The organism is Phyllobacterium calauticae, from assembly GCF_019991125.1.
GTDB lineage: Bacteria > Pseudomonadota > Alphaproteobacteria > Rhizobiales > Rhizobiaceae > Phyllobacterium > Phyllobacterium calauticae.
Window position 1 is genome coordinate 950,416 of sequence record NZ_JAGENB010000001.1, and the last position, 25,070, is coordinate 975,485.

A 25,070-nucleotide genomic window follows, 5' to 3' on the forward strand; every position below is an offset into this window, starting at 1 on the left:
GGCCGTTGTGTTCAGGGGGATGGATGCGGCGGATGCTGTCAGCTCACTCATGATACGGTTACCTTCACACGAGGATCAATAAGGGCATAAAGCAGGTCGATGACGACCGAGGTGAATACAACGAGGCTCGCTATGAAGATGACGCCGAACTGCAGGACGGGGTAGTCTCTGCCTATGGCGGCGTGGACGATGAGATCGCCGATGCCCTTTGTTGCGAAGATGGCTTCGACCAGGACGCAACGCCCGACCATCCCCGCGATCTGCAAGCCTATGATCGTTACAACCGGTATTGCTGCGTTGCGAAGAGCGTGCTTACCGATGACGGAAAATCGCGACATACCCTTGGCCCGGGCGGTTCGTATATAATCCTGGCTCATCACATCAAGCATCGCATTACGGGTGAACCGCAGTATTTCGGCGAGCATGAGCGCCGAAAGGACCAATGCCGGCATGACGAAGTGCAATGGCGTTGCCGATCCTGAACTCGGAAGCAGGTGTAGTTTCAAGGAAAAGAACAGGATCATCAGGATCGCCAGGACAAAGTTTGGCGTTGCGTATCCGAGAAACGCCAATCCCATGATGACCGAGCCTACCGCACTGCCCCGTTTCAGTGCCGCAAAGATCCCGAGCGGCACACCAACAGCGAGCGAAAAGCACAATGCATAGGCAAAAAGGATCAGCGTATTGGGCAGCCGCTCCGCATAGATATCTGCGACGGGCCGGCGCTCATACAGACTGATCCCAAAATCGCCATTGAACAAACCCCGGACAAAATGGAAAAACTGGCTCCAGAGAGGCTGGTCGAGTCCAAAATGCTGGATCATGGCTGCCCGCGTCGCAGCATCCGTTCCGGGCGGCAGAAGATAATCCATCGCATTACCCGACAGACGGGTCGCGGCAAATACGGCGGCGATGACCACGCATAGCGTGATGATTGCCCCGATCATTCGCCTGGCGAGAAAATCAAGCACGAAGCCGCTCCCGTTCGATAGTGCGATCGGCTTCCGTGAAAGGTGGAACAGGAACCACCCACGGACGGTCATCGGATTTGCGGAAGGGTAAACGGGCGTGGAAGGGATCGTTACCCAAGACGTCAATGGTGAATTGGTCGTCCTTGATATCGAGATCAGCGTAGGCGCATGCCGTCATGGGCATGGTCGTGAACCGTTCGCTCAGGGACTGAATGGTGATGTGCTGCACATTGCCCACATTGGTGACCGTGTTCCAGTGAACATGTCCGGAGAGCCAAAGTGCCGCCCGTCCAGTCGCCTCGACAGCGCGCCGGACAACGGCATGGTCCGGATAGCTTGAATAGTGCGCATTGCGCTCGAAATAGTAGTTACCGATCTGGGAGTGTCCAGACAGTGGAACATGGGTCGCGATGATGGCCGGGCGGTCGTCCGCATTCAGCGTTTCAACCAGCCATTCAAGGTGAGGTTCTGCTTTGGAAAAGCCAATGCCCATCTGGATCTTTACATCGGGCTGCCATGCGATCAGACGACACGCGCCAAGATCATGCACGCTGCTTTGCATCGATTGTCCGAAGATCGCCTCATTATCAGCAATGCTCAGATTGTTCACATCATGGTTGCCGAGGATGTGAACGCGATTGCCTGGGAACGTCTTGAAGATCTCGGCAAGTTCTGTGGCACAGCGATAGTCATTCTCGTGGGTCGTGTCTGAAATATGATCACCAAGATCAAGCACGAGATCGGCTTTCTCCTCGATTGCCCGATCAATGAACTGGCGCACAAACGGCAAGCCATTCCAATTCGCGTCCTTGGTATGGGACTGCGGCCCATGATGGATATCTGTGATGATCGCGATCTTCATGCCTGCTCCTTTAGGTCACTCTTTACCCAAGGATTAAACACCGCTCGTAACAGTTTTATGAACTATACTCATTATTTATAATTGTTGACATTGAGTTTTCCTCAGTCCATTCATCTCCCGGAATCGAGGATTGAACCGTGATTGAATTCGACTTGCATGCCAGGGGCTACCTGATTGATCTTGATGGCACTTTGCTGAGTGGCCGGACGATCCTGCCGGATGCGCGCTGGCTGTTGAAAGCCGTTGCCGGGCGCCATGTTCTTGTTTCCAACAATGCCGAACACACGCCGCACCAGTTATCGCACATGTTGCATACGCTCGGCCTGGAGATTGCCGAGGAAGGGATCGTCCTGGCAGGAACATGCGCCATTGACCGGATAGCGATGAGCTATCCTGGTGGAGCTGTCATGCTTCTCGGAAGCCACGCATTGCAAACCTATGCGAAGGACAAGGGTCTTTGCCTCGACGCGCCGAAGCCGGATGTCGTTCTCGTTGCCCGCGACAGGCAATTCTCCTATGCCAAACTCGCAGCCGCAGCCGGAGCACTCACGGATGGCGCCGAGTTTTACGTGGCAGCACCAGATCTCAGCCATCCCGGCACGGATGGGAAGCCGGTGCCGGAGACCGGCGCATTGGCGGCAGCAATTCTTGCCTGTGCCGGCGCGCGCGATTACATCATCATCGGCAAACCGGAACCCATCCTGTTTGAATTGGCGTGCAAAAGGCTTGGAATAGAGCCGTCAGAAGCCGTGATGATCGGCGACAATCCGCAAACTGACGGTCTTGGTGCACACCGTCTCGGAATGCGGTTCCATCTCGTACAGAATGGCATCATAAGGCAACCGCTTCGACTAGCCACAGTCTGAAGCTCTGAGAACGTGAGGCGACAATGACCAGTGACCGGGAAAAGACATCGGGTGGACAAGCGTTTTCCGGGGTTATTGATCGTATTCAGGCAATTCGAAAGGACCTGGCGCCGGCTGCCGGCCGCATTGCGGATTTCATCACGAAGAACGCCGCCGACGTCGTGCACATGTCCGTGACCGAGGTCGCAGAACGGGCAGAAGTGAGCGAGGGAAGCGTTATCGGTTTTTGCCAGACCATCGGTGCCCGTGGGTTCCAACAGATCAAGCTCTCCCTTGCGCGTGAACTGGTGCAACCTGTGCAATTTATCCACGAGGATTTGACCCCGGATGATGATACGGCTGCGGTGATCGAAAAGGTATTTCAGTCGGATTTGCAGGCCTTGCGTGACACGCAGAATGCCCTCGACGTCCATTCCTTGGCCCGCGCCGTCGAGGTGATACGAACCGCGCGCCGTGTCGAGGTATTCGGGATAGGCAGCGCCGCCACCATTGCGGAGGATACCAATTATCGGCTGCTGCGCATTGGCATAGAATCGCGCGCAAGCGTCGACAGCCATGTTCAGGCGATCACCGCATCTCTGGCTGACTCATCGACCGCAGTGATTACAATTTCGCACTCCGGCAGCACCATAGAAACATTGACCGCTACAAGGCTCGCCAAGGAAGCAGGCGCAACGACCATTGCCATCACGAACTTCGGCAAGTCGCCGCTTCTAGCGCATGCAGATATCGTGCTGAATACGCTGGCACGCGAGACGCAGTTCCGAACGGAGGCTATGACCAGCCGGATTGCTCAACTCGCGATCGTTGATGCACTGATCGCGTGCCTTGCTCTCGCCGACTACGACCGGTCTGTTGCCACCCTTGCCAAGACATTTGAAGTGTTGTCGACCAAGCGGGTTTGATGGCGTCCTATTCATGGGACTTCAAACGCTATCAATCTCTTCTTTGCTGAGCACATACTCAACATGCCCTCACGACACGACATTGGGTAAATCCGAAGCACGTTCTTCTCGCGCCACGGTAGAATGCGAGGCCAGGCCTGTCCATGGAGCCACGGCGGCATGATCTGCCTTTCGACCTGATCCTCCATGTCCGTCGTCAGGGTTTCAGGTAGGAAAACCCCGTCTGGATCTCATGCCTGATATCGGCGATCACCTTGTGGACGGACTCAATGCGTCCGTCGCTTGCCTGATCGAAGCAGATCCCGACTTTAAGTCCGCGTTGCCGCAATGCCGGCAGAAAATTCTTGAGCACCGCGTCAAGTTCCATCTCAACGATTTCTGTTTTGATTTGCAAGCCTGTACCGCGGTCAAGTGGCCCCAGCCACAGCTCCGCCAAGATGGCATTCGGCCAGAGCGGCAACACTTAGCGTATTCTGTCTTTTTTTATCATTTCCGCAACACTACTCGCCCACACGCTTGCGTCGACCCATCCCCTCGTTGGCGCCAGGCATTATCGTAAATCATCCGATCCTGGAATTCCTCGGAAACGCAAGGCGCTCCCATCTCATGCCATCAGAACGCACGATGTCAGCATAACCGATAGACCACAACAGGCCATCGGATACCTGCAGGAGATGGCCGGCGTTATGTTACGGTACCATTCCGGTTTGTAGCCGTCGAACGACACCACCATGCGTGCTTAACACTAGAATTTCACCTTTTCAGGACAGCCCAATGAACATCTCATCCTCTTTTCTCGGCTTCCCCGCTCACCTTGGCGACGACCGCACGCCTCGTATCGTGATTTTTGGCGTTGGTCACGGCAGCACCTATCCGGGCAAGGATAGTGGCGGCTACACCTTGGCCGCTGACGCCATTCGCGCTGCAAGCCAGGACGATGCCACGCTTGTCGAGCACTGGGATTTTGATCTTGGAGGGCCACTTTTTAACGGCGAGCCGGGATGCTGCGTGGATGTTGGCAACGTCCAGACCACCATGCATGACAATGAAGGCAACCGAGCACGCATCGAGGCAAAGACGCGTGAAGCCTTGGCTTTGCAGGCTGTACCTATCCTGCTCGGCGGCGATTGTTCTGTGACATTTCCTTTTCTTGGCAGCTTTAGAGACGATGGTCCTGTCTGGGTTTTGCAGATCGATGCCCATATCGACTGGCGCGACGAGGTCCACGGCGAACGCTACGGCTATTCCAGCCCTATGCGTCGGGCAAGCGAGATGCCGCATGTCGCGGGCATGGTGCAAGCCGGCCTGCGCAGTGTTGGCAGCGCACGTCTGGCTGATGTCGACGCAGCACGACGCTATGGTAGCCACTTTGTAACGGCCCGCGAGATTCACGCCCACGGCGTCGAAGCCGCTCTGCGGCATATTCCGCAAGGTGCGCGGGTGGTTATCACGCTCGACTGCGATAGCCTCGATCCCAGCATCATGCCTGGCGTGGCGGCGCGCACCCCTGGTGGCCTCACCTACACGCAGGTGATCGATCTGATAGCAGGTGTCGGCAAGCGGGCAAGGATCGCAGGATTCGATCTTGTCGAGCTCTATCCGCCCGCGGACATTGACGGCATGTCAGCGCTGACGGCTGCGCGCATTGTCGTCAACACAATCGGTTCCATCGTCCGGCAGGTGTGAAAGAGAGCTTAGCGAAGTGTGTGCAAGGCGCCGGCGTTAAGCGAAACTGGTTCGGTCATGCAGCACATCTCGAGTGCAGTCGTGTGTCCGGCCTTTGATGCAGCCATTGTTGTCGACTGCTGGCCTTCGGCGACGCAACAACCCACCGACCCAGCTTGTGCCGCCGCCTCGGTCACGACGAACGTATCGCAGCACTGATGTCGCGCCGAGGATTGGCAGTTGCCGGATATATCGATTTCCTTGCCTACTGATGCGACCAAGACGCGTCTTGCCGCCCGATGAATTTTGTCGAGCCACTAAGCCCACTCCGGCAATGGTCTCCAACCGGTTCGAGAGATCGTTCCGATAATGCCATGAGATCAGTTTCTTTTCGATCTCCTGAAGCCGCTGCGCGAGATCTTGCACCAGGTTGGCCAGTGCTTCGAGCACGAACCGGGCAAGTTCCAGCAGATCGGTGCGTTCGCCCTGCACAAGTTCCCGAATGACACGGGCCATTTGGCTGGTCCCGGCCCCGGTTGATATGCCGATCTCGGCCAGATGTGCGCGGATCGCATTCGGCAGCATCGTCCGCTGCTTGATTAGGAGAGCCCGTGAGCGGTGTAACATCGCCGCCGATTGTTGCTCGACCGATTTTATCGACACGAAGCGCATCGTCGGGCGCATCACCGCCTCACAGATCGCCTCTTCCATTCGAACACTCCCGGTTTGTCCATCCTAACCGGTGCCGATCTAGCACTGGCGGAGCGGGAGCCTTCCATCCCATCGATTTGCATCAAGCCATCGTTACCAATTGACTCTCAGCCCCATTTTGCCGTCGATACCATAGCTGCGGGCATCGAACGTGGTTTCAAAGTTGGCGTTGGCATAAAAGCTGGTAGAGGGGGTTAGCTGGCGGGTGCCACCCACACTAAACTCGATGAATGTTTCATCAAGACTGGCGCTGAACGCGACCGGGCCGCTTGCGGAAGATAGTGATGTCGTGGTGTCACCAAGAAACTCGTGCCAGACATTGATCTGTCCCCAGAACGTCCGCTGCAGACGCGGATCAACTTCGGAAGTCCAAGTGCGAGAAAGTCTGGTTCCGACACGCCCGAGCAGCGAATTGTAGCGATCAAAACTGACATTTGCCGCGCTGTCATTGAAGGAATCGAAATTGATGTTCTGGTATATTACTTGGGCCTGTGGCTCGAGCTTCCAGTTCCCGCCTATATCGAACGGGTAGCCGCCTTCCAGCGACATGGCGAGCCCGAAGCCCGACACGTCTTGGTCAGGAAAACCAATCAGTGTATCACGCAAGGAATGGGTAACGACATCGTACCATGTACCCTGAACGACACCATCGAGGTACCAATTGTTTTCGCCGAATCTCGTCCAGTAACCGCCAAGCGTGATGGCGTCGAAGTTATCGTTACCCGCCTTGAATTTTGCACCAAGGGCAGGAATCGTGTGGGTGACTTCAACCTCGCCGTGGCCGAAAGCGAAGTAAAGCCCGGCATGATCACGGGTGCCGTTGGAGTTTTCCTTGCGGTACACGTCGAGACCCGTCTGTAGGGCACCAAAGCCATAGCTGAATTCGGGCGCGCCGCCATAGATGCCTTGTGCATCGCCATCGCGATGCCCCCAATGGCCGATAAAGCGTCCCCATCCGCCGCCGCCCGAACTTGGAACGCCGCCGAGTGCGCTACTACCTTGCAGCTGCTCCTCCTCACCGACGCGCTCATGCAGACTGTCGATGAGATGACGACCGTAGATCGCTGCCATTGGCTGGATGGCCGCATAAAGCGAGACCTCCTGGCGGTAATGCGGCGTTGGTGATGGCGGGACTGGCGGTTCCGGCGGCAAAGGAGGCACCGGGGGTGTTGGAGGCACGGGCGTAAGATCTGAACGTAAGTACCAGCTTTGCAGCCCGCTGGTGTCTGCGCTGCCACGAAACAGACTGTACTCATATGGACCGGCCACCGCGGGAGCTCTTAGCGAAAATGCGGACGGTGCGGTGGTGGCTCCGTTCAACGCGTCAACGACCAAGATGCCATTGCCGGTCGTAAGGTCGCCCTGACCGCCAAGATTCGTTACGACCATATTGGTCGTTCCCGTAGCCTTGCCACCGCTTATGGCCAGCACGTCGGCGGGCGAATTGTCCGCCGCAAGCACACTCTCAATTGCTAAAATACCGTTCTGCCCTACATAATTTCCAACAACTGTCAGGGTGCCGATCGAGTTCCCGGGTGACACCGTTCCAAAGTTTTCCACGTTGCCTACAACCGTTCCTGTTCCAGCAAGCGTACCTGCGGACTGCACCGTCAATGCGGGACTTGTCAGCGTGCCCAGGACGCGCAATATGCCGTTCGCGATCTCTGAGCCAGTTGAAAAGATTCCCGCTCCAGAAAGCGTCCAATCGACGCCTTGCATCGACAACGTCTCGAAGTTGACGAATTTGCCCGCGTTCTCACTGTTTGAACCCTGCAGGATGAGAGCATCATTACCCGCGCCGCCAAGAACATTACCGTTCAGCACAGATCCAGTCCCAAGCGTGACGCTGTTGGGGAAAGCCCCGCCCTGATCAAATTGAATTGCCGTTCCACCATAGCCGGTAATTGTGCCCGTGTTGACGACCGTGCCTACGGCACTATTAAAGGATATACCAGTGATGCCCGAAATCGCGCCTGCGTTCGTTACCGTGACGGGTCCTGCATCGTCCGGGCTGAACGCGCCACCACTGTAGATGCCGTAGACAGTGCCAGCGATGGATCCACCAACCAGGTTGTTGACTTGAGCTCCAACCGGCTTGTACACGCCCCCGATATAAACGCCTGCGCCTGCACCGGCAGTCGCACCGTTGCCAGCCACAAAAGTGAATGATGTCGCGTCAATCGCCCCTGCATTGGTCAAAATATTGCCGGTATTGTAACGGCTGCGAACATACGCAACGCCACCGGCGCCGGTAATCGTTGCGCCCGCTTGGTTGGTAATCTCGCCGCCTCCGTAAGACCAGATGCCTGCAGCCGTGCCGCCAGAAATGCTTCCTGCATTTTGCACAACCAGATCGGTGAACAGGTCCATTCCAGCGATCGCCGCTCCCGAACCCGCAATCGTCGCACCCGCTTGGTTGGTGACCACAGTTGACCCATGCAAGGTGGTTATTCCGTAACTGCCGGCTCCCGTCGCACGAATCTTGCCCCCAGCCAAATTCAGTATGGATATAGCGACCGTGGCATTTGAACCCGTGCTTAAGCTTACCCCGGCATTCGAGCCCGCGATCAAACCGCTGTTGGCAAGGGTGAAACCTTTGCCTGAATTCGGCACTCCGGCAACGATGCCATAAACACCACCGCTGATCGTGCCGGCATTCGATATCGCCGCGATATCGGAAGTGGCGACACCAGAAAAATTGCCGCTGATCGTTGCCGTTGCCTGATTGGTGACCGTTAAAGCATTGCCTCCATAGATGCCGTACTGCCCTCCGCTGACTGTTCCGGAATTCTCCACCGACCCGGAGCCGCCCGAGAACCAAACACCATAACCGCCATTTCCGCTCGCACCGGCGGTGATAGTCGCCCCTGCCCGGTTGATGACGCTACCGCCAGCCGTCATATATGTGCCGTACCCGTTCGCATCTGCCGAGATCAAACCAGAATTATCGACGGAACCCGAGGACCCGGCAATCCTAACCGCAGGGTTGCCTGCAACACCCGCAGAAATGACCCCGGTAGACAGGTTCGTGATTGTTCCACCGTTCAGAAAACTGATGGCTGCTCCGCCTGCTACGAATCCACCAAGGATTCTCCCCCCATTGTTGACCGTAGCGGGATTCGCCCCTCCTATGAGGATGCCGTTGCCGTAAGCGGAGATTTGCGCATATGGGTTGGACATGCCATTGGCGACGCTGCCTCCATTGTCGAATTGAACGCCGCTGACGTAGCCGATCGTGTTATTGGCAATGGTACCATCTGTATTTAGAGTCCAAATTTGTGAGGAATCTCCGAATATCGCAGACCTGTTGGATGTAGGAGAGATGGTCGTTCCGCTCGCGATGGTAAATGGATTGCCTGTGGGATAGCCGGTCAACACTACTTCATTTGTTCCGGATGGAAGTACCGTCTGCGCTTCTGCCCAAGCGACCGGCAGAAGAAGCCATGAGGATAAAAGAAGTAGCGGGGAGAATCGGTCCAGCAATATCCTGACTTTTGCGAGCACGCCTACATTCAAGGGGACAACACGGTGTTCACCATGCCGGCATTGCCTTTCCAAACGCACTGGGATGAGCGCGGTAGTCGACAGTAATACACGACTGAAACTGCGGAATGTACTCCCAAACAGCTTGAGTGGCGCGCGCCAGTTGCTGGCCTTTTGTGGTGAGATGATTGTGCTCAGGCTTGTAGTCGTCATTGCGTTATCCCCCCCGGATTAGTTTGCTGATATCTGCAACTTCTAATCTCGCGCATACCTTATATTTCCACCTCTAAATTCACCTCAAAAACAACTATGAAATCTATCAGTAAATCAACAAATATACTTCAGTTTTACTCGAAAATACCTGAGATTTATGAATCAGCAACGCAAGATGCGAGGCGCCTTTCAATTTATACTTATGGTGATGTCAGGTTGACACATGATCAGTATCGGCCTGATATCCGGCAAGCATGACCCGATCACCCGTCAGCCATAAACGTCACTGCTTTCCACCTTGTTGAGATTTAGGCCACGTGTTTGGGGTGCCCAGATTCAATGGACGATATGGATTTCCCCTGGCCGCCATGTCTTGTCGAAGAAGGGCTGAAGTGGACTGTAAAGTCTGAGAAGAGGAAACCATCCCTTTCCGGACACCGTCTGTATCCAGTTTCCATCGGCGACATCTTTCGGCTTTTCCGGCGAGAAGTAGATACTGGTGCTGCCATCGGCGTTCGCGACTGCAGCCGAAGTCGGATAGGCTTGACTGCCCGCACGCGGATATGGTTGCCCTGTTTGAAGCATGGATCGCGTCTGGTTGTCGTAGAGCGTCACCGACCAGAACTTGGCGGCAGGGATATCCTTTGGCAAGTCGAGCCTGTAGGTCTTCGCGCCGTCGAGCGGCTTGGTGTCGCTGTCATAGAAGGTGCCAAGATATTGCGAGCCAACGTTGGTGAGCCGCATCACCATGGCCGGCGTGATGACAGTGGCCAGGTAGAAGAACGACGTGCGCCCGTCCAGCGTCCGACCGCCGGTTACAGGATACGGCTTCACACCGTCCTTCGTCACCTCCGGAGGCGGTGCCATGAAGTCATAACCGCCTGCGAACAGCGGATTGCTCCAATTTGACTTGCTGTCAGGATAGTAGCTGAAGCCCAGCTCCGGCTTTGGAGCGATACCCACGGTGCGGCTGGCCGCGTTTCCGACCGCCGCGGCATCCACCAGAATCTTACGCATGCGCTCGTCCGGCTTGAACTCCTTGCCCTTTACGATGCCGATTGCGGCAAACTGCCCTGCGATCTCAGGATCAAGCGCGTCTGCAGACTCACTTTGAACAAGGGCATTCAGCATATCGTAGTAAGAAGCGTCGTTTGGTGGGATGGTATTCATGACCTTGCCCGTCCCCTCAACGAACTGCGGCGTGGTTGGGTCGGCGATCTGTCCGAGCGGGCCTTTGCCCGTCAGAAAACTGCTGATGCTGGAGCCGTAACTGCCGGGAACGTACGGGTAGATTTTCAGGCCGGATTTGATGCGGGCTGCCGCGGGTGCCGGGTCATTGTCGTCGAGGAATGCACGTCCGATCACACCGACGCCATTCGTGCGAGAATGGCCGATGAAATATCCGCCCTCGGGAAGCGGGCCCTTATAACCGGGCGGCAGCAGGAGGTATTTCGCGCCAGCCCCACGATCGGGTCCCGCAAGTCCGAAATCCGAGATGTATCGGAACCACATGTCGTCGAAGATACCGAGAGTGTTGGGTGGTGTTTCCACGACCAGCGGTCCCTTGCTTAAATCGACGTAACTCCAGAAGTAGATCGTGTCGTTGTTTGCTGTCAGGAACAGTGATTTGGAGTCCATCAATTTCGAGAAGATCAGCACGGCATTGTCGGGAACGCCCGCGTCGCGGAATCCTTGCCTGATCGCATACATTGAAACGCCGCCGAAGGCATTCAGGAACGTATCGACACCCCGCGAGAAGTCGAGGTAGTCGTACATCTTCTGCGAGGTGGCGAGCGTCGGAACGCCATCCTTGAAGTCGAGGGGCCCAAGACTGCTATCGCTTCGGTCCGGTGTCGTTATCTGTTCCGGGACCGCCGTGGTCTCTGCAATCGCAACCGTTGACATAGTCAGCAGCGCGGCCGCGGCCGTACAAATGAGGCCTGCTCGTCTATTCATGTTTCCGCTCCTGATTCCAAAAAATTGCAATATCGCAGTCCGCCTCTCGCGCTATGTCCGAGGATCGCGACGGCTTCAGTTCGTCTTAGTGACAGGTGGGGGCGACCATTTGTTCTCCATGATGGCAGCCTTCGGCCAGTAGGCCCTTAAAAACAGCTCGAAATTGCCCTTGGGCGCGGGCAACCAGTTCCTCGCCTTTTCGCCCGTGGGCTGACTATTCTGCACGTAGATGGTCAGCGAACCATCCGGGCCGAAGACGAGGTCCTTGTTCTTGGTGCCGAGCGAAAAGCGGTTGATCTTGTTGGGCGCGAAGAAGTGATCCTCGTCGTAGAGCGTCATGGACCAGAAGCCGTCGACGGGCGGAAGCTCATCCTTGGGGAAGGTGACGGCGTAGCTATTCGCTCCACTCAGCCGCTTGCCCTTCATGTCATATTCCTGTCCGAAGTAAGCCGACTCTTTGCGGGGATTGACGAAGATATTCGCCTTGGCAGCGGCAGCGCGGCTGAAATAGTCGGTCCCGAACTCGGCACCGTTCATCGGAGAGACCCAACCATTACCCACCGGAACGCCGGCATAGGAATAGCTGTGTATCGTCTTCATCAGATTCTTGTCGGTTTCGACAGCCGCCTGCTTCATCGTTGCCGCGACTTTCGGGTCCTTTGATGCTGCGGATAACAATGATCCGAACCAGGCGTATAGCGCCTCCTCGCCAGGCTGCGGTGGCACTTCCTTCATCACCTGCGGCAGCTCGGCAAAGAATGCCTCCGGCTTCACCCACTGCGTCTCGCCCCCGCCGCCCTGCTTGCCGCCTGCGGGGTCGGCAAGCTTTGGAATTTTGCTCCAGTCCTTGGTCTTCATCTTCCCGTCGAACTCGCCGAGCGGGTAGGACATGATCTGGCTGATGGCGGGCTGGATGGCGGCGCGGTCTTCCTTGGTGTCATCGAGGAAAGCACGCGGTATGATGTAGGCGAGATTCGTCGGCGACCGGAACACGCCGTTAATGCCGGACGGCACGTCACCCTTCCATTTGGGACCGACCACCATGTAGAAGCCAGGCTTGCTGTCATACATTTTGCCCATGCTGCCGATGGTGTCGGTGCGCTGGTTGCCAAGCTGGTAGACCCAGAAGCGATCTCCGAAGTCGGGCACCTGGAAGACGACAGGCTCCTTCTCCAGCGCCATGATCCCGAAGCCATAGACCACATCCTGGTTCGGCGTCGCGACTGCACGTTCTTCTGGCTTGATGTAGTCGGTCAGCATCGTGACACGGTTTAGTGGCCCAACCGGCAGGACGCCATCGCCGAGGCCGTTCTCAGGCACTTTCTCAAAGACGAGGTGACGGTTATGCATGTTGACGAGCGGCCAGCCCCAAAGATAGGCGAGCCGGGCGACATCACGAACATAGGCCTCAGGTAGACGCATCCCGGAAACCGGACCCTCGGGGATGTCCTTGCTGATTTCGGGAACCGTTGGCGATTGAGCCAAAGCAGGAGAAACAAGCATTGCCATGGCAACGGAGGCAAATAGGGCAGACCTCAGGCGAACAACTACGGCGAAAGTGCCCACACCGGCTCCTTTGAATTGCTGGTCAAGCGCGACCGTTCAACTGGAGAAAGTTGTTCACCCACCCGGTTTTGCGAACAAGTACGCAACGGTTACAGCACCGTAAATCGACGTATGAGCCGCGGGAAATCCATCCGCCGCGGGGTATCCGAATGACCCAAAGTTGGTCCTAGTGGCCATTGCACGTCTTCGGTTGGAATGAGGGTGCGCTATCGGCCTTCCGGGGCCGGAGACATGGCCAACACCTTAGGGTGTCATTTCGCTCTCTGCCGCAATCAACCCCAGGCTGACGGCGCGGATGACCGAAATTCTCTTTAGGGGTCATTCGAATAAATCGGCCGTCGTTCCTGTGCCTGCTTCCGGATTGCGAAGCAGCAGGTCGCCACGGAAACTCTCTACTGCCTCCGGTGCCCTTCTCCGACATTTCTCTTGCCGCGGAACTTCTCAATATAGCTGAATAGCTGACAATCCCAACGCTGATTTCAGAGAGCGATTGCTATCGCAGCCTTCAGCAACGAGTGACCATTCTCGGTGATAGTATCTCAGTCTGAAATTCGTGTGACGATCTGTGGAACCGCCATCTCCATGACATGATCCGTTTGCGCATCCTCGCCTAGCATGAACGTCTCCGCTCCCGACACACGAAAGCCGATCTTCTCATAGAACGCGATCGCTCGATGATTTTGCGTCCAAACAGTGAGCCAAAGCCGATCCGTTCCGCGCCAGCGGCATTCCTCAAAGATTCGATCCATGAAACGTGTGGCGAGCCCACAACCCTGCCACGATGCATCCACGTATAGTCGCTTGAGCTGGATGTCGGTGTCGTGGGTGACGAGATGCGCATAACCGGCCAGCTGGCCGGTAGTGGCTCTGTCGTCCAGAGCCAGGATTACGATTGCCGCGTCGTCGGCAATCTCCGCAGCTTGAATCGCTGGACTGAAAGCGTTGGAAAGATATGCCTTCATGTCGCTCGGCTTGTTGTCAGGACCAAAGGTCTCCTGAAAGCACCGCGCTGCAAAGCTGGAGAGCGCGCTCGCATCATCAGTGGTCGCGCTGCGCAGAATGATGTGATCCGTGAGGTGTGCCATGGATGCCCCCAGCATTCAGTTGGACATCAATATACATGAACTATAACGCGCATAGTGTCGATGATGGGATGGCCCGCCCTTCCGAGAACATCGAGTATGATGTCTCCGTTATGAGGGAAGAATAGCCACAGCGTTGTTGGCGTTGACGAGCGTGGAAGCGCGATTTTTGCGTCGAACGATGCAGCGGCAGACTCTGATGGAGTTTATCACCAAACTTCCGACGTGCGTTATAGCGATACAAGCCTGCTGCGACGCTCACCACCTTGGGTGGATTTCTGTCTCTTCGGGACATGAGATTCGTCTGATGTCGCCTGAATACGTTAGTCTGTTGGATTGCACCATCAATTGACCCACTTTTCCATCCGCGACTGACCATGGATGATCGAGATAACACGCAGACTAGTATAAGCTTTCAATAGGTTTGGTGGCTCAGCGCGAAATGGCAAAGAGGGTCAACTCTATATGGAAATCAACAAGAGGCACCAGGTGGCTGCGGAAAGACCCACCAAGGCGCGCAATATGCGGCAGATGCTGCGGCAAACTCTGAGAGCCGTATCCTTATTCTAACCCACACTCATGCCGCTTGCGACGTGTTCGCGGCGTGAGGGCCGAGAATTGACGACGGGGGCTTTAATGTCGCTCTGCAAAGAGAACAAAGTTCTCATCTTTACCTTCTTCGGTGCGCCATATCTGGTGAGGAGCAGCAGCCCTGACTTATCAGAACCATCGGCTTCCAATCGAGATCGCAAAGGATTGAACAACCGTGCGGAGCGTTCCCGTCCCGTTGCGAAAACAGGAACGAGCGCGACAGGGCTTCCGGTCGATCGAACTCGCCTGAAAACACGCAATGGCGACCCCCGCCCACGCTTCATCGGCGAAAATGCCGCTGGTCAGCGTAAACGAACCATTGTCCGTGAGGTGGCGTTGCTCAACCGCACCACCCGGAGCGTTTTGCTCGAACGAACCTGATTGAGGCTTTTCTCCTGCGACCCTACGGGGAAACAGGCGTGTTTTTGGCAGCCGTCACCACATCGGATCCAAGGGTACTCTCAATTTGAGACTTTATGAGCGAAATGGCCTCCGCAGACGTCATCCTGCTGTGGATAGCAGCCCTGTGAAGCCAAGTACCATCAATGAGGATCGCTACGGCCGCAACGAAATGCCGGATTTGCTCCCCCTCAACGAGATGACAAACACAACTGCTCAGATTGGATGCCAGCCGTCGATGAAAGAGCCGCTGCAGACGCTCAAGCTGCACATCCTTTGCACTTGCAACGTAGAATGAAAGCCAGGCATTGGCGACATTCTGCTCAAAGAGGTCTTCCGGAAAATTTCCTTCCACGATCGCCATCAGACGATCCCACCGCGTGGTTGCCTGCTTCATGCGGTTGACCACTTCATCCATGATGACACGGTTGGCATGACGCACCATCCAGAACAGAACCTCGTCCTTGCTCTTGAAATAATAGGACAGAATACCCGGCGACATGCCCGCCTCTTTGCAGATACGTGCCGTCGTCAAACCATCAATACCGAACTGCAGGAATGCCCGGTAAGCACCTTCGATCAACTCCTGCCGCCTGATGTCTTCAATCGATCGCTTCATGCCACGCCAAACCTTGATTGGATTCTCCATGCAACTATACCGTTCAAATTTTTGTATGCTCGTACAATTTTTTGAATTGACAAATAATTCCCGACTGCGATGCTGCTGCAACTCACGTTAGAAATCCAAAGGGGAACAGCATGAGAAAACTCGTTTCAGCAACATTGGCTGCTGGCCTGATGGCGGCGGGCATCACGACTTCCAGGGCCGACGCCCCTTCCTGTGCAACCGTCAGAGCCGCCGATATCGGTTGGACCGATATTCAACTGACGACGGCCACTGCGTCGCTTCTTTTGAAAGCCATGAATTACAAGATGACCAGCAGTTTGCTTGGCCTCAGTGTAAGCTATGCCAGTCTTAAGGGCGGGCAGATCGATGTCTTTCTTGGCAACTGGCGGCCTGCGCAGAATATCGAGTTCAAAGATTTCTTCGACAAGAAATGGGTTGATGTTCTTGCAACCAACCTGACCGGTGCAAAATACACTCTGGCTGTGCCGGACTATGTCGCCGCTGCCGGCGTAAGATCGTTCGACGATCTCGCCAAATTCCCGGATCAATTCAGCAAGAAGATTTATGGCATTGAACCGGGAACGAACCAGCCGTTGCTCGATATGGTGGCAAAAGGCGCACATGGCCTTTCAGGATGGACAATCGTTGAATCCAGTGAGCAAGCCATGCTGGCGCAGGTAAAACGTGCCGTGGAACGCAAGGAATGGATCGTTTTTCTCGGCTGGCAGCCGCACCCCATGAATCTCAATCTCAAGATGGATTATCTCACAGGCGGCGACGAAGAATTCGGGCCTGATTTCGGCGGCTCAACCGTCTGGACTCTTGCGCGTCCGGGTTATGCCGCGGACTGTCCCAACGTGGCAAAACTGTTTGAGAATCTGATCTTTGATGTGGATCAGGAGAATGCAGGCATGAAAATGATGCTTGACGGTGGCGCAACCGCCGAAGCGGCTGCAACCGCTTTGATCCATGCCAAGCCGGAAAATCTGGAGAAATGGTTGAACGGTGTGACTGCACTGGACGGAACGCCAGCGCTCGCCAAAGTCAGGGACGCCCTCGTCAAATGAGTGCAACGACAAAACCAATGATGCGCGCGGCATTGTTTGACGGCACCGCGAACGGGCCGCTGAAGCTCGAATGTCTCCCCGTGCCGCAGCCGGAATATGGCCAGATCCTGGTCAAGTTGGAAGCATGTGGGGTCTGCCATACCGATCTGCATATCTGGAAAGGCGGCGTGCGGCCCGCCAGCGGCAATGCGCCCGCTCGGATCCTGGGGCACGAAGGCATCGGTACGGTTGCCGGTTTGGGCGATGGCGTGAGCAATTTCAGGGTCGGTGATCGCGTTGGCGTGCCATGGATGCACGACACATGCGGTCATTGCGACGAGTGCTTGGCCGGGCAGGAAGCGTTTTGCCAGAGCCAGCGGGCGCATGGGTTTGATGTGAATGGCGGCTTTGCCGAATATGTGATTGTCAATGCGCAATATGCCGTTTCGATACCCGGCAAACTCGATGCGGTGTCGACTGCCCCTTTGATGTGCGCGGGTGTAACCGCGTTTTCCGCCGTCCGCCGCGCGGGCCTCAGAGCTGGCATGCAATGCGCAATCTTTGGGTGCGGCGGCCTTGGCTTATACGCCATCCAGATTGCCGTTCGCGCCGGCGTGCGCGTTGTCGCCCTGGATATTGCCGAGGATAAGCTTGCCCTCGCCCGGAAAATGGGCGCGCATGCAACCCTGTTGGCCGATGATAGCGCCGTTGAGCCATTAAAGGCGATGGGCGGCATGCACGCCTGCATCAATTTTGCTCCGTCAGCAGCCACATGGCCGCTGATGGTCGCGGGCATCAAACCGAGAGGGCGAATCGTTGCCACGGCAATGGTTTCGCAACCCGTGCCCATCAGTCAGGAGTGGCTCACGGGAACGGGTGTTGTCATTACGGGAACAAGTGTTGGCACGCGTCTCGAAATGCGGGAATTGCTGCGCATGCATGCAGAGAAACCTTTGCTCATGCACATAAACGAGATCCCCCTTCACGATGTGGAGCACGCCTTGCTCGATCTGGCGCATGGCAAGACACAAGGACGCTCGGTTGTAACCTACACCTAAGTATAGGTTTTTACTAAATTTAATTGGCTGCGGGTGCTGTCACATGGCGTGCGATGCAGACGCACGGTCGCCATTGCATGTTTTCAGGCGGGTTCGATCGACCGGAAACCCGCACGCGGATGTCACCGCATGATCATTGAAGCAGAACCAATTAAATAAAGCATCTATATTTATCCCACGCGTTCCCACATAAAGTACTGTGTGGAAAACTTTCTTTCATTCTTAATTAGATTATTAATTATGCATTTTCTCCTGCAGTTTATCGTTAGAAATCGACATGATTCAATGGTCAGGTAGGGGGGACAACATGAAGGGCATGGTATTCACCGAATTGCTGGGTTTCGTAGAGCATATCTACGGGGCGGATGCCGTGGATGATCTCATCGAAGCTTCCGACCTGCCGAGTGGTGGCGCCTATACTGCGGTGGGTACTTACGACCACAAGGAGATGCAATCGCTTGTCACCAACTTGTCTGCGCAAAGCAACACGCCGCCAAACGAATTGTTGGATTTGTTCGGTCAACATTTGATCGGACGTTTCAAGGCTTCATTCCCTGACTTCTTCAAGACCGCAGCCACCCTGTTTGATTTCCTCGAAAGCATCGACAGCCATATCCACGTGGAGGTACGAAAACTCTACCCCGATGCCGAGCTGCCGGAATTCCGGGCCGAACGCCTTGGGACGGGGGCAATGCACCTCGATTATCGCAGCAATCGTCCCTTCGCGGCGCTTGCCTCGGGCCTCATTCTTGGCGCGGCTCAGCTCTATGGCGAGACCGTGCTTATAGAGCGAAGCGCGCACGAACACGATGGCGAGAAATTCGTCCGGTTCTCAATCCAGAAGACGGATGCGATAGCCTAAATGCTGGAAACCGACACGCCCGGCGATCGCGTTGCGCGTCTCGAACGGCGCCTCAAACGGGAACGCCGAGCCCGCGAAGAGGCGGAATGGCTGCTGGAGGCGAAGTCGCTGGAATTGTATAACGCCAACAACCACCTGACGGTGCTGGCGAACGATCTTGAAATGCGCGTCCTCGATCGCACGCACGAATTGGAGGTTTCTCGCCAGCAGGCCCTGTTCCTTGCCGAGCGCGACCCTCTGACCACGCTCGCAAACCGGGTCAGTTTCACGCGCGATCTGGAAGCGGCTATCCGGGAGGCTCGCGTTCAAAGCGGCATGGTACAGCTTCTGTTTGTCGATCTCGATCGGTTCAAGGAGATCAATGACAATTACGGTCATGCCGTCGGCGATGCGGTGCTGCTGGAAGTTGCTGCTCGGTTGCGCGCAATCTGCCGGGAGCGAGAGGTGCCCGGACGATTGGGCGGCGACGAGTTTGGCGTCATCTGCGTGACACCGGCTCACAGCGAACGCGCCCGCCAGATCGCGGCAGACGTCATGGAGGTCATGAGCAGGCCGATCGACTGCGGCCGCCTGCAGCTGATCGTCAGCTGCTCGGTCGGCTTTGCAAGCTTCCCCCGCAATGCCGTGGATTCACCAACACTGCAGCGCTTTGCCGATTTCGCCCTGTACCATTCGAAGTCGGCTGGACGCTCGACATGGACGGAGTTCGACGACACCATGGCGGGCGAGCTTCAGAGCCGCCAGGGCCTGGAAGCAGAACTGCGCACCGCGGTGGCGGCGGGAGAGATCGAGCCATGGTACCAGCCAATCATCTCCACCAAGAGCAACGAAATCGTTGGGGTGGAGGCGCTCGCGCGGTGGCAGCATGCCGAGCGGGGGCTCATTCTTCCCGGCCTGTTTATTCCGCTGGCCGAAGAAAGTTCGTTGATCGTCGAGCTTGGCCGGGCGATGATCGATCGCTGTTGCCGGGAGATGCACCCGTTCATCCGCGACGGTCATCTCGATTACGTGTCGATCAATCTGTCGCCGCGTCACCTGCGTTCCTCCTCGGTTGTCGAACATATCGCCGCGACGTTGGCCCATCATCACTTCCCTCCCTCCGCCCTTCAACTGGAAATCACGGAAAGCCTGCTGCTCATCGATTTCGAGCAGGCCCAGGAATGCCTTTCCCGCTTTCGCGCGCTCGGCATCCGAATTGCCCTTGACGATTTTGGAACGGGCTATTCGAGCCTTTCTTACATTAGGCGCTTGCCATTGGACGTCATCAAGATCGATCGTTCCTTTGCCAGAGACATCAGTGCTGACCAGCAGGCCGAAGCCGTGGTCAAGGCAATTGTTCAGCTCGCACAGGCGCTGGAACTCCGCGTCATCGCCGAAGGCGTCGAGACGGAAAGCCAGGCGCTCAGGCTGACCAGTTGCGGCTGTTTCGTACAGCAGGGATATCTGTTTGGACGGCCGATGCCCCTGAATGAAATCACCCGATATCTTGAGGCCCGTGCAAATCCGACGCCATTCGCCCAAAATATTTCAGCCTCCTGAGCCTGAAACGTCGTTTGTCGATACAGGACGGAGGGCCACCATGAAGCCAAATGGGGACTGTCACGTCGCACCCAATCGGCTCTGCCTCGATTTCCGTGATGACGCAGCGGATTTACACATAAATCTGCCTATTACGACAAAAGAACGGGAAGCTCTCTTGTGTCGCCCCATGTCGCAAGCCTATGATAGACGATGAAAAACACCTCTCCCATTTCCGAAGCTGGATTAGGCGGCCGAGCCTGGCCGAAAATCCTTTTGAATTATCGCAAACCGCACCGCGGCCGCAGCATTTTCGAGCTTGCGGTGACGGTCATTCCCTTCGCAATCCTGTGGGCGGTCTGCTGGGCTGCCGTCCACTACGGTTTCTGGTGGGGGTTGCTGTTCATCATTCCGGCAGCCGGCTTCCTGCTTCGCCTGTTCATGATCCAGCATGATTGCGGCCATGGTTCTTTCTTCGCCCACCGGCATTCCGACGACTGGACCGGCCGGGCGATCGGCGTTCTTACCTTGACCCCCTATGATTACTGGCGCCGTGCGCATGCACTGCACCATGCTTCGGCCGGCAACCTGGATGAGCGCGGTGTCGGCGATATCACGACCCTGACCGTCGCCGAATACCGGGCCTTGTCCCGCTGGGGCCGCCTGGGCTACCGCCTGTACCGGCATCCGGTGATCATGTTCGGCATCGGGCCGGCCTGGCTTTTCATTTTCAAACAGAGATTGCCGTTCGGCATGATGCGCTCCGGCGCCCAGCCCTGGATCTCCACCATGGCGACGAATTTTGCCATTGCGCTGCTGGCGGCCGTTCTGATCTGGCTGGTGGGTGTCATTCCCTTCCTGATGGTGCATCTGCCCATCGTCGTTCTTGCCGGGGCTGCAGGCATCTGGCTGTTCTACGTCCAGCACCAGTTCGAGGAGACCCATTGGTCGCAAGGCGCTGACTGGCAGTTCCAGGAAGCCGCCCTGCACGGTTCCTCGCATTACGTCCTGCCGCTTCCCCTGCGCTGGCTGACCGGCAATATCGGCATCCACCATGTCCACCATCTTTCCAGCCGCGTGCCCTATTACCGGCTGCCGGAAGTTCTGCGGGACTATCCGGAACTGAGCAATGTCGGGCGTATTACCATTCTGCAGAGCCTGCGCTGCGTGAAACTGGTCCTGTGGGATGAAGGCCGCAAGAGGCTCATCACGTTTCGCGAGGCGCGCAGCCTGGCCTGACGCCAGCCGCTTTCCAGACCATCTGTACACCTGCCTTGCAGCCTGCGCATACCGCGCAGGCATACACGTACGCCGCTTTTGTTCCCACGCCCGTGCAAAATATATCCGGCTACCGATCTGGAACCAACGGTATCCGGGTGTGTTTCCATCCTGATCTCGCCGGGAGCTTGCAGCCCCGCAGGGATTTTATCTGAAGAACAGGATGAATGGAGACACACCATGGTTTCGTATGATCGGGACACAGTGGATACAATCGCGGTTGACCGACAGCGCCTCGCATGGGGCGGTATTTTTGGCGGAACGCTTCTCACCATCGCCGTCCAGGTGATGTTCGCAGCCCTCGGTCTGGGGATTGGCCTCAGCACGGTCAGCACCACCGGCGACGGCGCTTCCGCGCAGGGCCTGGGTATCGGCGGCGGTATCTGGAGCGCCGTTGCGATGATTATTGCCCTGGCTATCGGCGGTTACGTCGCTGCCTATTTTTCCGGCCAGTACGCGCGCTGGAGCGGTGTGCTGCACGGTCTGGTTGTCTGGGCCGCGGGACTGGCTATCGGACTCTATCTGCTTGGCACCGCCGTCGGCGGGGCTTTCGGCGTCCTCGGCAGCGTCGCGTCCTCGGTCGGATCGACAGCAGGTCAGGCCATGTCCGGCGCGGCCTCGACCGCCAAGGACATGATCCCGCAGGCTGTTCAAGCCAGCGGCATTACAAAGGAACAGGCCGGCGCGGAGGTCGACCGTCTGGTAGACGGTGCGCTCAACCGCGATCCCTCGGGGACCACATCCCTGACGCCGGAACAGGCCCGCAAGGAAGTCGTATCGGCGTTGACCAGTCATGCGCTGGGTGAAGAGACATCGCAGGAAACCAAACAGCGCGTGACGGCCATCATTGCAGCACAGCTGGGCATTTCGCCCGATGAAGCCAACAAGCGATACGATGCCGCTATTGCCAAGATCGACGACCTCAAGGCCAAAGCCACGGCCAAGGTTGAAGAACTGAAGGCTCAGGCCAAGCAGGCCGCCGACAAGTCGGCAAAGATTGCCGTAAGCGGCAGTTTTGCAGCCTTTGTCGCCATGCTGATCGGCGCCCTCGCCGCAGCGGTCGGTGGTGCGGCCGGAATCCGGCGCAATCGGTAGACCCGCTTGACCGCCAGCACGTCCCGCGACATGAGCCGCGGGACGTGCTTGGGCCTTTTGCCGAATGCGCTGCTCCTCCCTTGCCCAGCGGACGCGAAGCCCTGTAGAAAGCAGGGATCGATCCGTCGCGGATGACGGACGCAATCCAAATTGGTGAGGACGACAGCGTGCGGAGATTGTTTTCAAATGTGGCCCTGTTCGGGTTGGCTCTGACGGCGTTGAGTGCGGTTGTTCCGGTTTCCGGCGCCGGCGCGGCGCCCACGGCCGCGCAGTGCAAAAAACTCGATCCGAACGGGCGGGATATGGGCGGCGACACACATTTCAGCATCGCGATCCGCGACAAGAAAGCCGATCTTGTCGCCAAGATGCTGGCCTGCGGTGCCGATGTGAACCTGAAGACCCAGGAGGGCTGGGCACCCCTGCACACTGCAGCCTATTACGGCCCGGCAAGCGTCATCGATCTGCTGATTTCCAAGGGCGCGAAGGTCAACTTCGTCGGTGACTACGACAAGATGACGCCGCTGCACATGGCGGCAAGTTACAGCGATGATCCTGCCGTGGTTCAGGCTCTGCTCAAGCACGGAGCGGATAAATCTGCCAGGACTGCAGGTGGCAAGACAGCGCTGGAACTGGCGGCCGACAAGCCGGCCATTGCCGCACTGTTGAAATAGAGGGAACCGGCCTGCGTCCTTCCCCCTTGTTGCGGGCCGGTCAAGCTCCTAGGTTTCAGGCATGCGGTCGATAATCGTTTAAGCAATGCTAGTGTTCGCCAAAAAGCTGCGGGACGAAGTTGGAGGGGGCGTCCTGACGTCCCTCGCCCTGCATCTTTTGGTGGCGGCATTGCTATTTCTCCAGCTTCCCCAATGGAAAACCACACCGCCGGAGCCGGAAAGCGTGGAGGTGAAGGTCGTTCCGCCGCCAGAACCCGAACCGCAGCCAAAGCCGGAACCGGAAAAGAAGGAAGAGAAGGCAGAGGCGCCAAAACCGCAGCCCGCCCCGGCCCCCGCCGCAGCGGCCGCCTCTTCGCAACGTCTTCTCAAGCTTCTCCCGAGATCAGAAAGAGATGCTGCCGATTCCGAAGCGGCGCCACCCGCCGACGGTACAACTCAAGACGCGGCATCAACCCCGCAAGACTCACCCGCAGCACAAGCGAAAATGGACGCTGCTCCAGCCGCGCTGCCGCTGGAGAGCAAACCGGCTGCGCCAGAAACCCCGAGACCTGATGTGCAGTCGGCGCCCATGCCCAGCGAAACGGCGGGACAGGCAACGCAACAGTCGCCGGCTCCGACCAACGCGGTCAACAATATGCCCACTCCGCAACAGAAATCAGAGCCTACGCCAAAGAAGTCAGATCAGGCATCCAAACCGAACGGTTCCAAAACCGCACCCAGCTCCAATCCATTCTCAAATATGAGCCAGAAATTCCTGCCGAACTCGGGGCTTGACCCACGGACAGCGCAGATCGTCGCAAGGCTTTCGCCAGAAGAGCGCCTTGCAAGCCTCTGTACATCGGAGGCATTGGCGATGCTGAGTTCAAAACCCAGCACTGCATCGCGGGATGCGATCCTTCCCAATGGCCCTGCGGGAGGGATCACGTCCAAGACGTCGTTCAACGGTGCAGGCGCCGCGTTTCGCCTCGGATCAAACTGGTACAATCTGGATTTCAAATGTTCCGTCGATGCCGGCGCAACGCGGGTGGTCTCATTCACCTTCAGGATTGGCGGGATCGTTCCAAGAAATGAGTGGCAAGCCCGCAAGTTGGATGACAGGCGCTGATAACCGGCGCCAGACCCGGCCTTGATCATCGCGTCCTACTGAGGCGAGAATGGACGCCGCACCATGTGGGTGTTTTGTTTTCCTTGCCCTGCAATAACAGTCACAGCGCGGCACGGATGCCACGCTGTTCATTCCAAAAAGCAAGCGGTTTCAGGTCAAGCAGATCTGTTGCCGGTGATCGCGTGATAGAGCCAGAGCACGACGACGGAACCGATAACAGCGACGATCAGACTGTAGATGTTGAAGCCGGTGACGCCGGTGGCACCGAGCAAGCTGAAAATGAAGCCGCCGGCGACAGCGCCGACAATGCCCAGAACGATGTCAAGGATTAAGCCCTGACCGCTCTTGTTGACGATCTTGCTGCCAATAAATCCAGCAACAAGTCCAAGTACAATCCAACCGATAACAGACATGCGAACATTCCTTCCTATCCATTGGCTTAATGTCGTCATGTTTTCGCATAGATTGAATAAAAGCAAGATGGTTGTGCTTTCTCCCGGAATGAACAAATATCTTTGCGGGGGAGAACGACGGATTTG

22 protein-coding genes and 1 pseudogene are annotated in these 25,070 nt (G+C 56.8%); 12 read left to right on the forward strand and 11 right to left on the reverse strand.

Going from position 1 to position 25,070, the window contains the following annotated elements:
• Window positions 1-47 precede the first annotated feature (47 nt).
• Together J1W56_RS04835 and J1W56_RS04840 are read right to left on the reverse strand one after the other, a co-directional pair.
• A complete protein-coding gene (locus J1W56_RS04835; RefSeq protein WP_223612156.1) occupies window positions 48-971 on the reverse strand; it encodes an ABC transporter permease in 924 nt (307 codons plus the stop codon).
• Window positions 964-1,833, reverse strand: coding sequence for a metallophosphoesterase family protein (locus J1W56_RS04840; RefSeq protein ID WP_223612157.1), 870 nt, complete (start codon window positions 1,831-1,833; stop codon window positions 964-966). The genes J1W56_RS04835 and J1W56_RS04840 overlap by 8 nt, the downstream gene beginning before the upstream one ends.
• 137 nt (window positions 1,834-1,970) lie before the next feature.
• On the opposite strand from J1W56_RS04840, the gene J1W56_RS04845 reads away from it, so the two are divergent.
• Both J1W56_RS04845 and J1W56_RS04850 read left to right on the forward strand, forming a co-directional pair.
• The gene (locus J1W56_RS04845) at window positions 1,971-2,699 is read left to right on the forward strand and encodes an HAD-IIA family hydrolase (RefSeq protein WP_223612158.1); all 729 of its coding nucleotides are present in this window, start codon (window positions 1,971-1,973) and stop codon (window positions 2,697-2,699) included.
• Window positions 2,700-2,722: 23 nt separating this feature from the next.
• Window positions 2,723-3,604, forward strand: a complete 882-nt coding sequence (locus J1W56_RS04850) for a MurR/RpiR family transcriptional regulator (RefSeq protein ID WP_223612159.1) — start codon at window positions 2,723-2,725, stop codon at window positions 3,602-3,604.
• Between the two features lie 196 nt (window positions 3,605-3,800).
• Here J1W56_RS04850 and J1W56_RS04855 read toward each other — a convergent pair whose 3' ends face one another.
• Window positions 3,801-4,067 carry a DUF2750 domain-containing protein gene (locus tag J1W56_RS04855; protein WP_223612160.1) on the reverse strand — a complete coding sequence of 89 codons (267 nt, stop codon included), beginning with the start codon at window positions 4,065-4,067 and terminating at the stop codon, window positions 3,801-3,803.
• A gap of 311 nt (window positions 4,068-4,378) precedes the next feature.
• Here J1W56_RS04855 and J1W56_RS04860 point away from each other — a divergent pair, with 311 nt between their 5' ends.
• The gene (locus tag J1W56_RS04860; protein WP_223612161.1) at window positions 4,379-5,290 is read left to right on the forward strand and encodes an agmatinase; all 912 of its coding nucleotides are present in this window, start codon (window positions 4,379-4,381) and stop codon (window positions 5,288-5,290) included.
• Between the two features lie 36 nt (window positions 5,291-5,326).
• Here J1W56_RS04860 and J1W56_RS04865 read toward each other — a convergent pair whose 3' ends face one another.
• The 6 genes and pseudogenes from J1W56_RS04865 to J1W56_RS04885 all read right to left on the reverse strand — a co-directional run bounded on the left by J1W56_RS04865 (window position 5,327) and on the right by J1W56_RS04885 (window position 14,283).
• The gene (locus J1W56_RS04865; protein ID WP_404928019.1) at window positions 5,327-5,785 is read right to left on the reverse strand and encodes a transposase; all 459 of its coding nucleotides are present in this window, start codon (window positions 5,783-5,785) and stop codon (window positions 5,327-5,329) included.
• Window positions 5,786-5,808: 23 nt separating this feature from the next.
• Window positions 5,809-5,971, reverse strand: a pseudogene (locus J1W56_RS26130) (IS110 family transposase); the annotation flags it as partial.
• Between the two features lie 102 nt (window positions 5,972-6,073).
• Window positions 6,074-9,676 carry an autotransporter outer membrane beta-barrel domain-containing protein gene (locus tag J1W56_RS04870; protein WP_223612163.1) on the reverse strand — a complete coding sequence of 1,201 codons (3,603 nt, stop codon included), beginning with the start codon at window positions 9,674-9,676 and terminating at the stop codon, window positions 6,074-6,076.
• Between the two features lie 336 nt (window positions 9,677-10,012).
• Entirely contained in the window at window positions 10,013-11,632 is a 1,620-nt protein-coding gene (locus J1W56_RS04875) for a DUF1254 domain-containing protein (RefSeq protein ID WP_223612164.1), read from the reverse strand.
• A 75-nt stretch (window positions 11,633-11,707) separates the two neighbouring features.
• Window positions 11,708-13,198 (reverse strand): DUF1254 domain-containing protein, encoded by a 1,491-nt coding sequence (locus J1W56_RS04880; protein ID WP_223612165.1) that lies wholly within the window; start codon window positions 13,196-13,198, stop codon window positions 11,708-11,710.
• A 539-nt stretch (window positions 13,199-13,737) separates the two neighbouring features.
• A complete protein-coding gene (locus tag J1W56_RS04885) occupies window positions 13,738-14,283 on the reverse strand; it encodes a GNAT family N-acetyltransferase (protein ID WP_223612166.1) in 546 nt (181 codons plus the stop codon).
• Between the two features lie 633 nt (window positions 14,284-14,916).
• On the opposite strand from J1W56_RS04885, the gene J1W56_RS04890 reads away from it, so the two are divergent.
• Complete coding sequence (locus J1W56_RS04890) at window positions 14,917-15,252, forward strand: hypothetical protein (RefSeq protein WP_223612167.1); 336 nt, start codon at window positions 14,917-14,919, stop codon at window positions 15,250-15,252.
• 22 nt (window positions 15,253-15,274) lie between these two features.
• Here J1W56_RS04890 and betI read toward each other — a convergent pair whose 3' ends face one another.
• Window positions 15,275-15,919: a transcriptional regulator BetI gene (betI, locus tag J1W56_RS04895; RefSeq protein WP_223612168.1), complete on the reverse strand. Its 645-nt coding sequence runs from the start codon at window positions 15,917-15,919 to the stop codon at window positions 15,275-15,277.
• Window positions 15,920-16,029: 110 nt separating this feature from the next.
• Between betI and choX the strand changes: the two genes are divergently transcribed.
• From choX to J1W56_RS26055, 8 genes are all read left to right on the forward strand, one after another.
• Complete coding sequence (choX, locus tag J1W56_RS04900) at window positions 16,030-16,965, forward strand: choline ABC transporter substrate-binding protein (protein WP_223612169.1); 936 nt, start codon at window positions 16,030-16,032, stop codon at window positions 16,963-16,965.
• A complete protein-coding gene (locus J1W56_RS04905; protein WP_223612170.1) occupies window positions 16,962-18,002 on the forward strand; it encodes an alcohol dehydrogenase catalytic domain-containing protein in 1,041 nt (346 codons plus the stop codon). Before choX ends, J1W56_RS04905 begins: the two co-directional genes overlap by 4 nt.
• A 307-nt stretch (window positions 18,003-18,309) precedes the next feature.
• Window positions 18,310-18,864, forward strand: coding sequence for a heme NO-binding domain-containing protein (locus tag J1W56_RS04910; protein ID WP_223612171.1), 555 nt, complete (start codon window positions 18,310-18,312; stop codon window positions 18,862-18,864).
• Complete coding sequence (locus J1W56_RS04915) at window positions 18,865-20,403, forward strand: putative bifunctional diguanylate cyclase/phosphodiesterase (RefSeq protein ID WP_223612172.1); 1,539 nt, start codon at window positions 18,865-18,867, stop codon at window positions 20,401-20,403.
• 192 nt (window positions 20,404-20,595) lie between these two features.
• Entirely contained in the window at window positions 20,596-21,621 is a 1,026-nt protein-coding gene (locus J1W56_RS04920) for a fatty acid desaturase (RefSeq protein ID WP_223612173.1), read from the forward strand.
• 219 nt (window positions 21,622-21,840) lie between these two features.
• The gene (locus J1W56_RS04925; RefSeq protein WP_223612174.1) at window positions 21,841-22,755 is read left to right on the forward strand and encodes a hypothetical protein; all 915 of its coding nucleotides are present in this window, start codon (window positions 21,841-21,843) and stop codon (window positions 22,753-22,755) included.
• Between the two features lie 167 nt (window positions 22,756-22,922).
• Window positions 22,923-23,426 carry an ankyrin repeat domain-containing protein gene (locus J1W56_RS04930; protein ID WP_223612175.1) on the forward strand — a complete coding sequence of 168 codons (504 nt, stop codon included), beginning with the start codon at window positions 22,923-22,925 and terminating at the stop codon, window positions 23,424-23,426.
• A 91-nt stretch (window positions 23,427-23,517) separates the two neighbouring features.
• Window positions 23,518-24,531, forward strand: coding sequence for a DUF930 domain-containing protein (locus tag J1W56_RS26055; protein WP_223612176.1), 1,014 nt, complete (start codon window positions 23,518-23,520; stop codon window positions 24,529-24,531).
• Between the two features lie 155 nt (window positions 24,532-24,686).
• Here J1W56_RS26055 and J1W56_RS04940 read toward each other — a convergent pair whose 3' ends face one another.
• Window positions 24,687-24,944, reverse strand: coding sequence for a GlsB/YeaQ/YmgE family stress response membrane protein (locus J1W56_RS04940; protein ID WP_223612177.1), 258 nt, complete (start codon window positions 24,942-24,944; stop codon window positions 24,687-24,689).
• Between the last annotated feature and the right edge of the window lie 126 nt (window positions 24,945-25,070).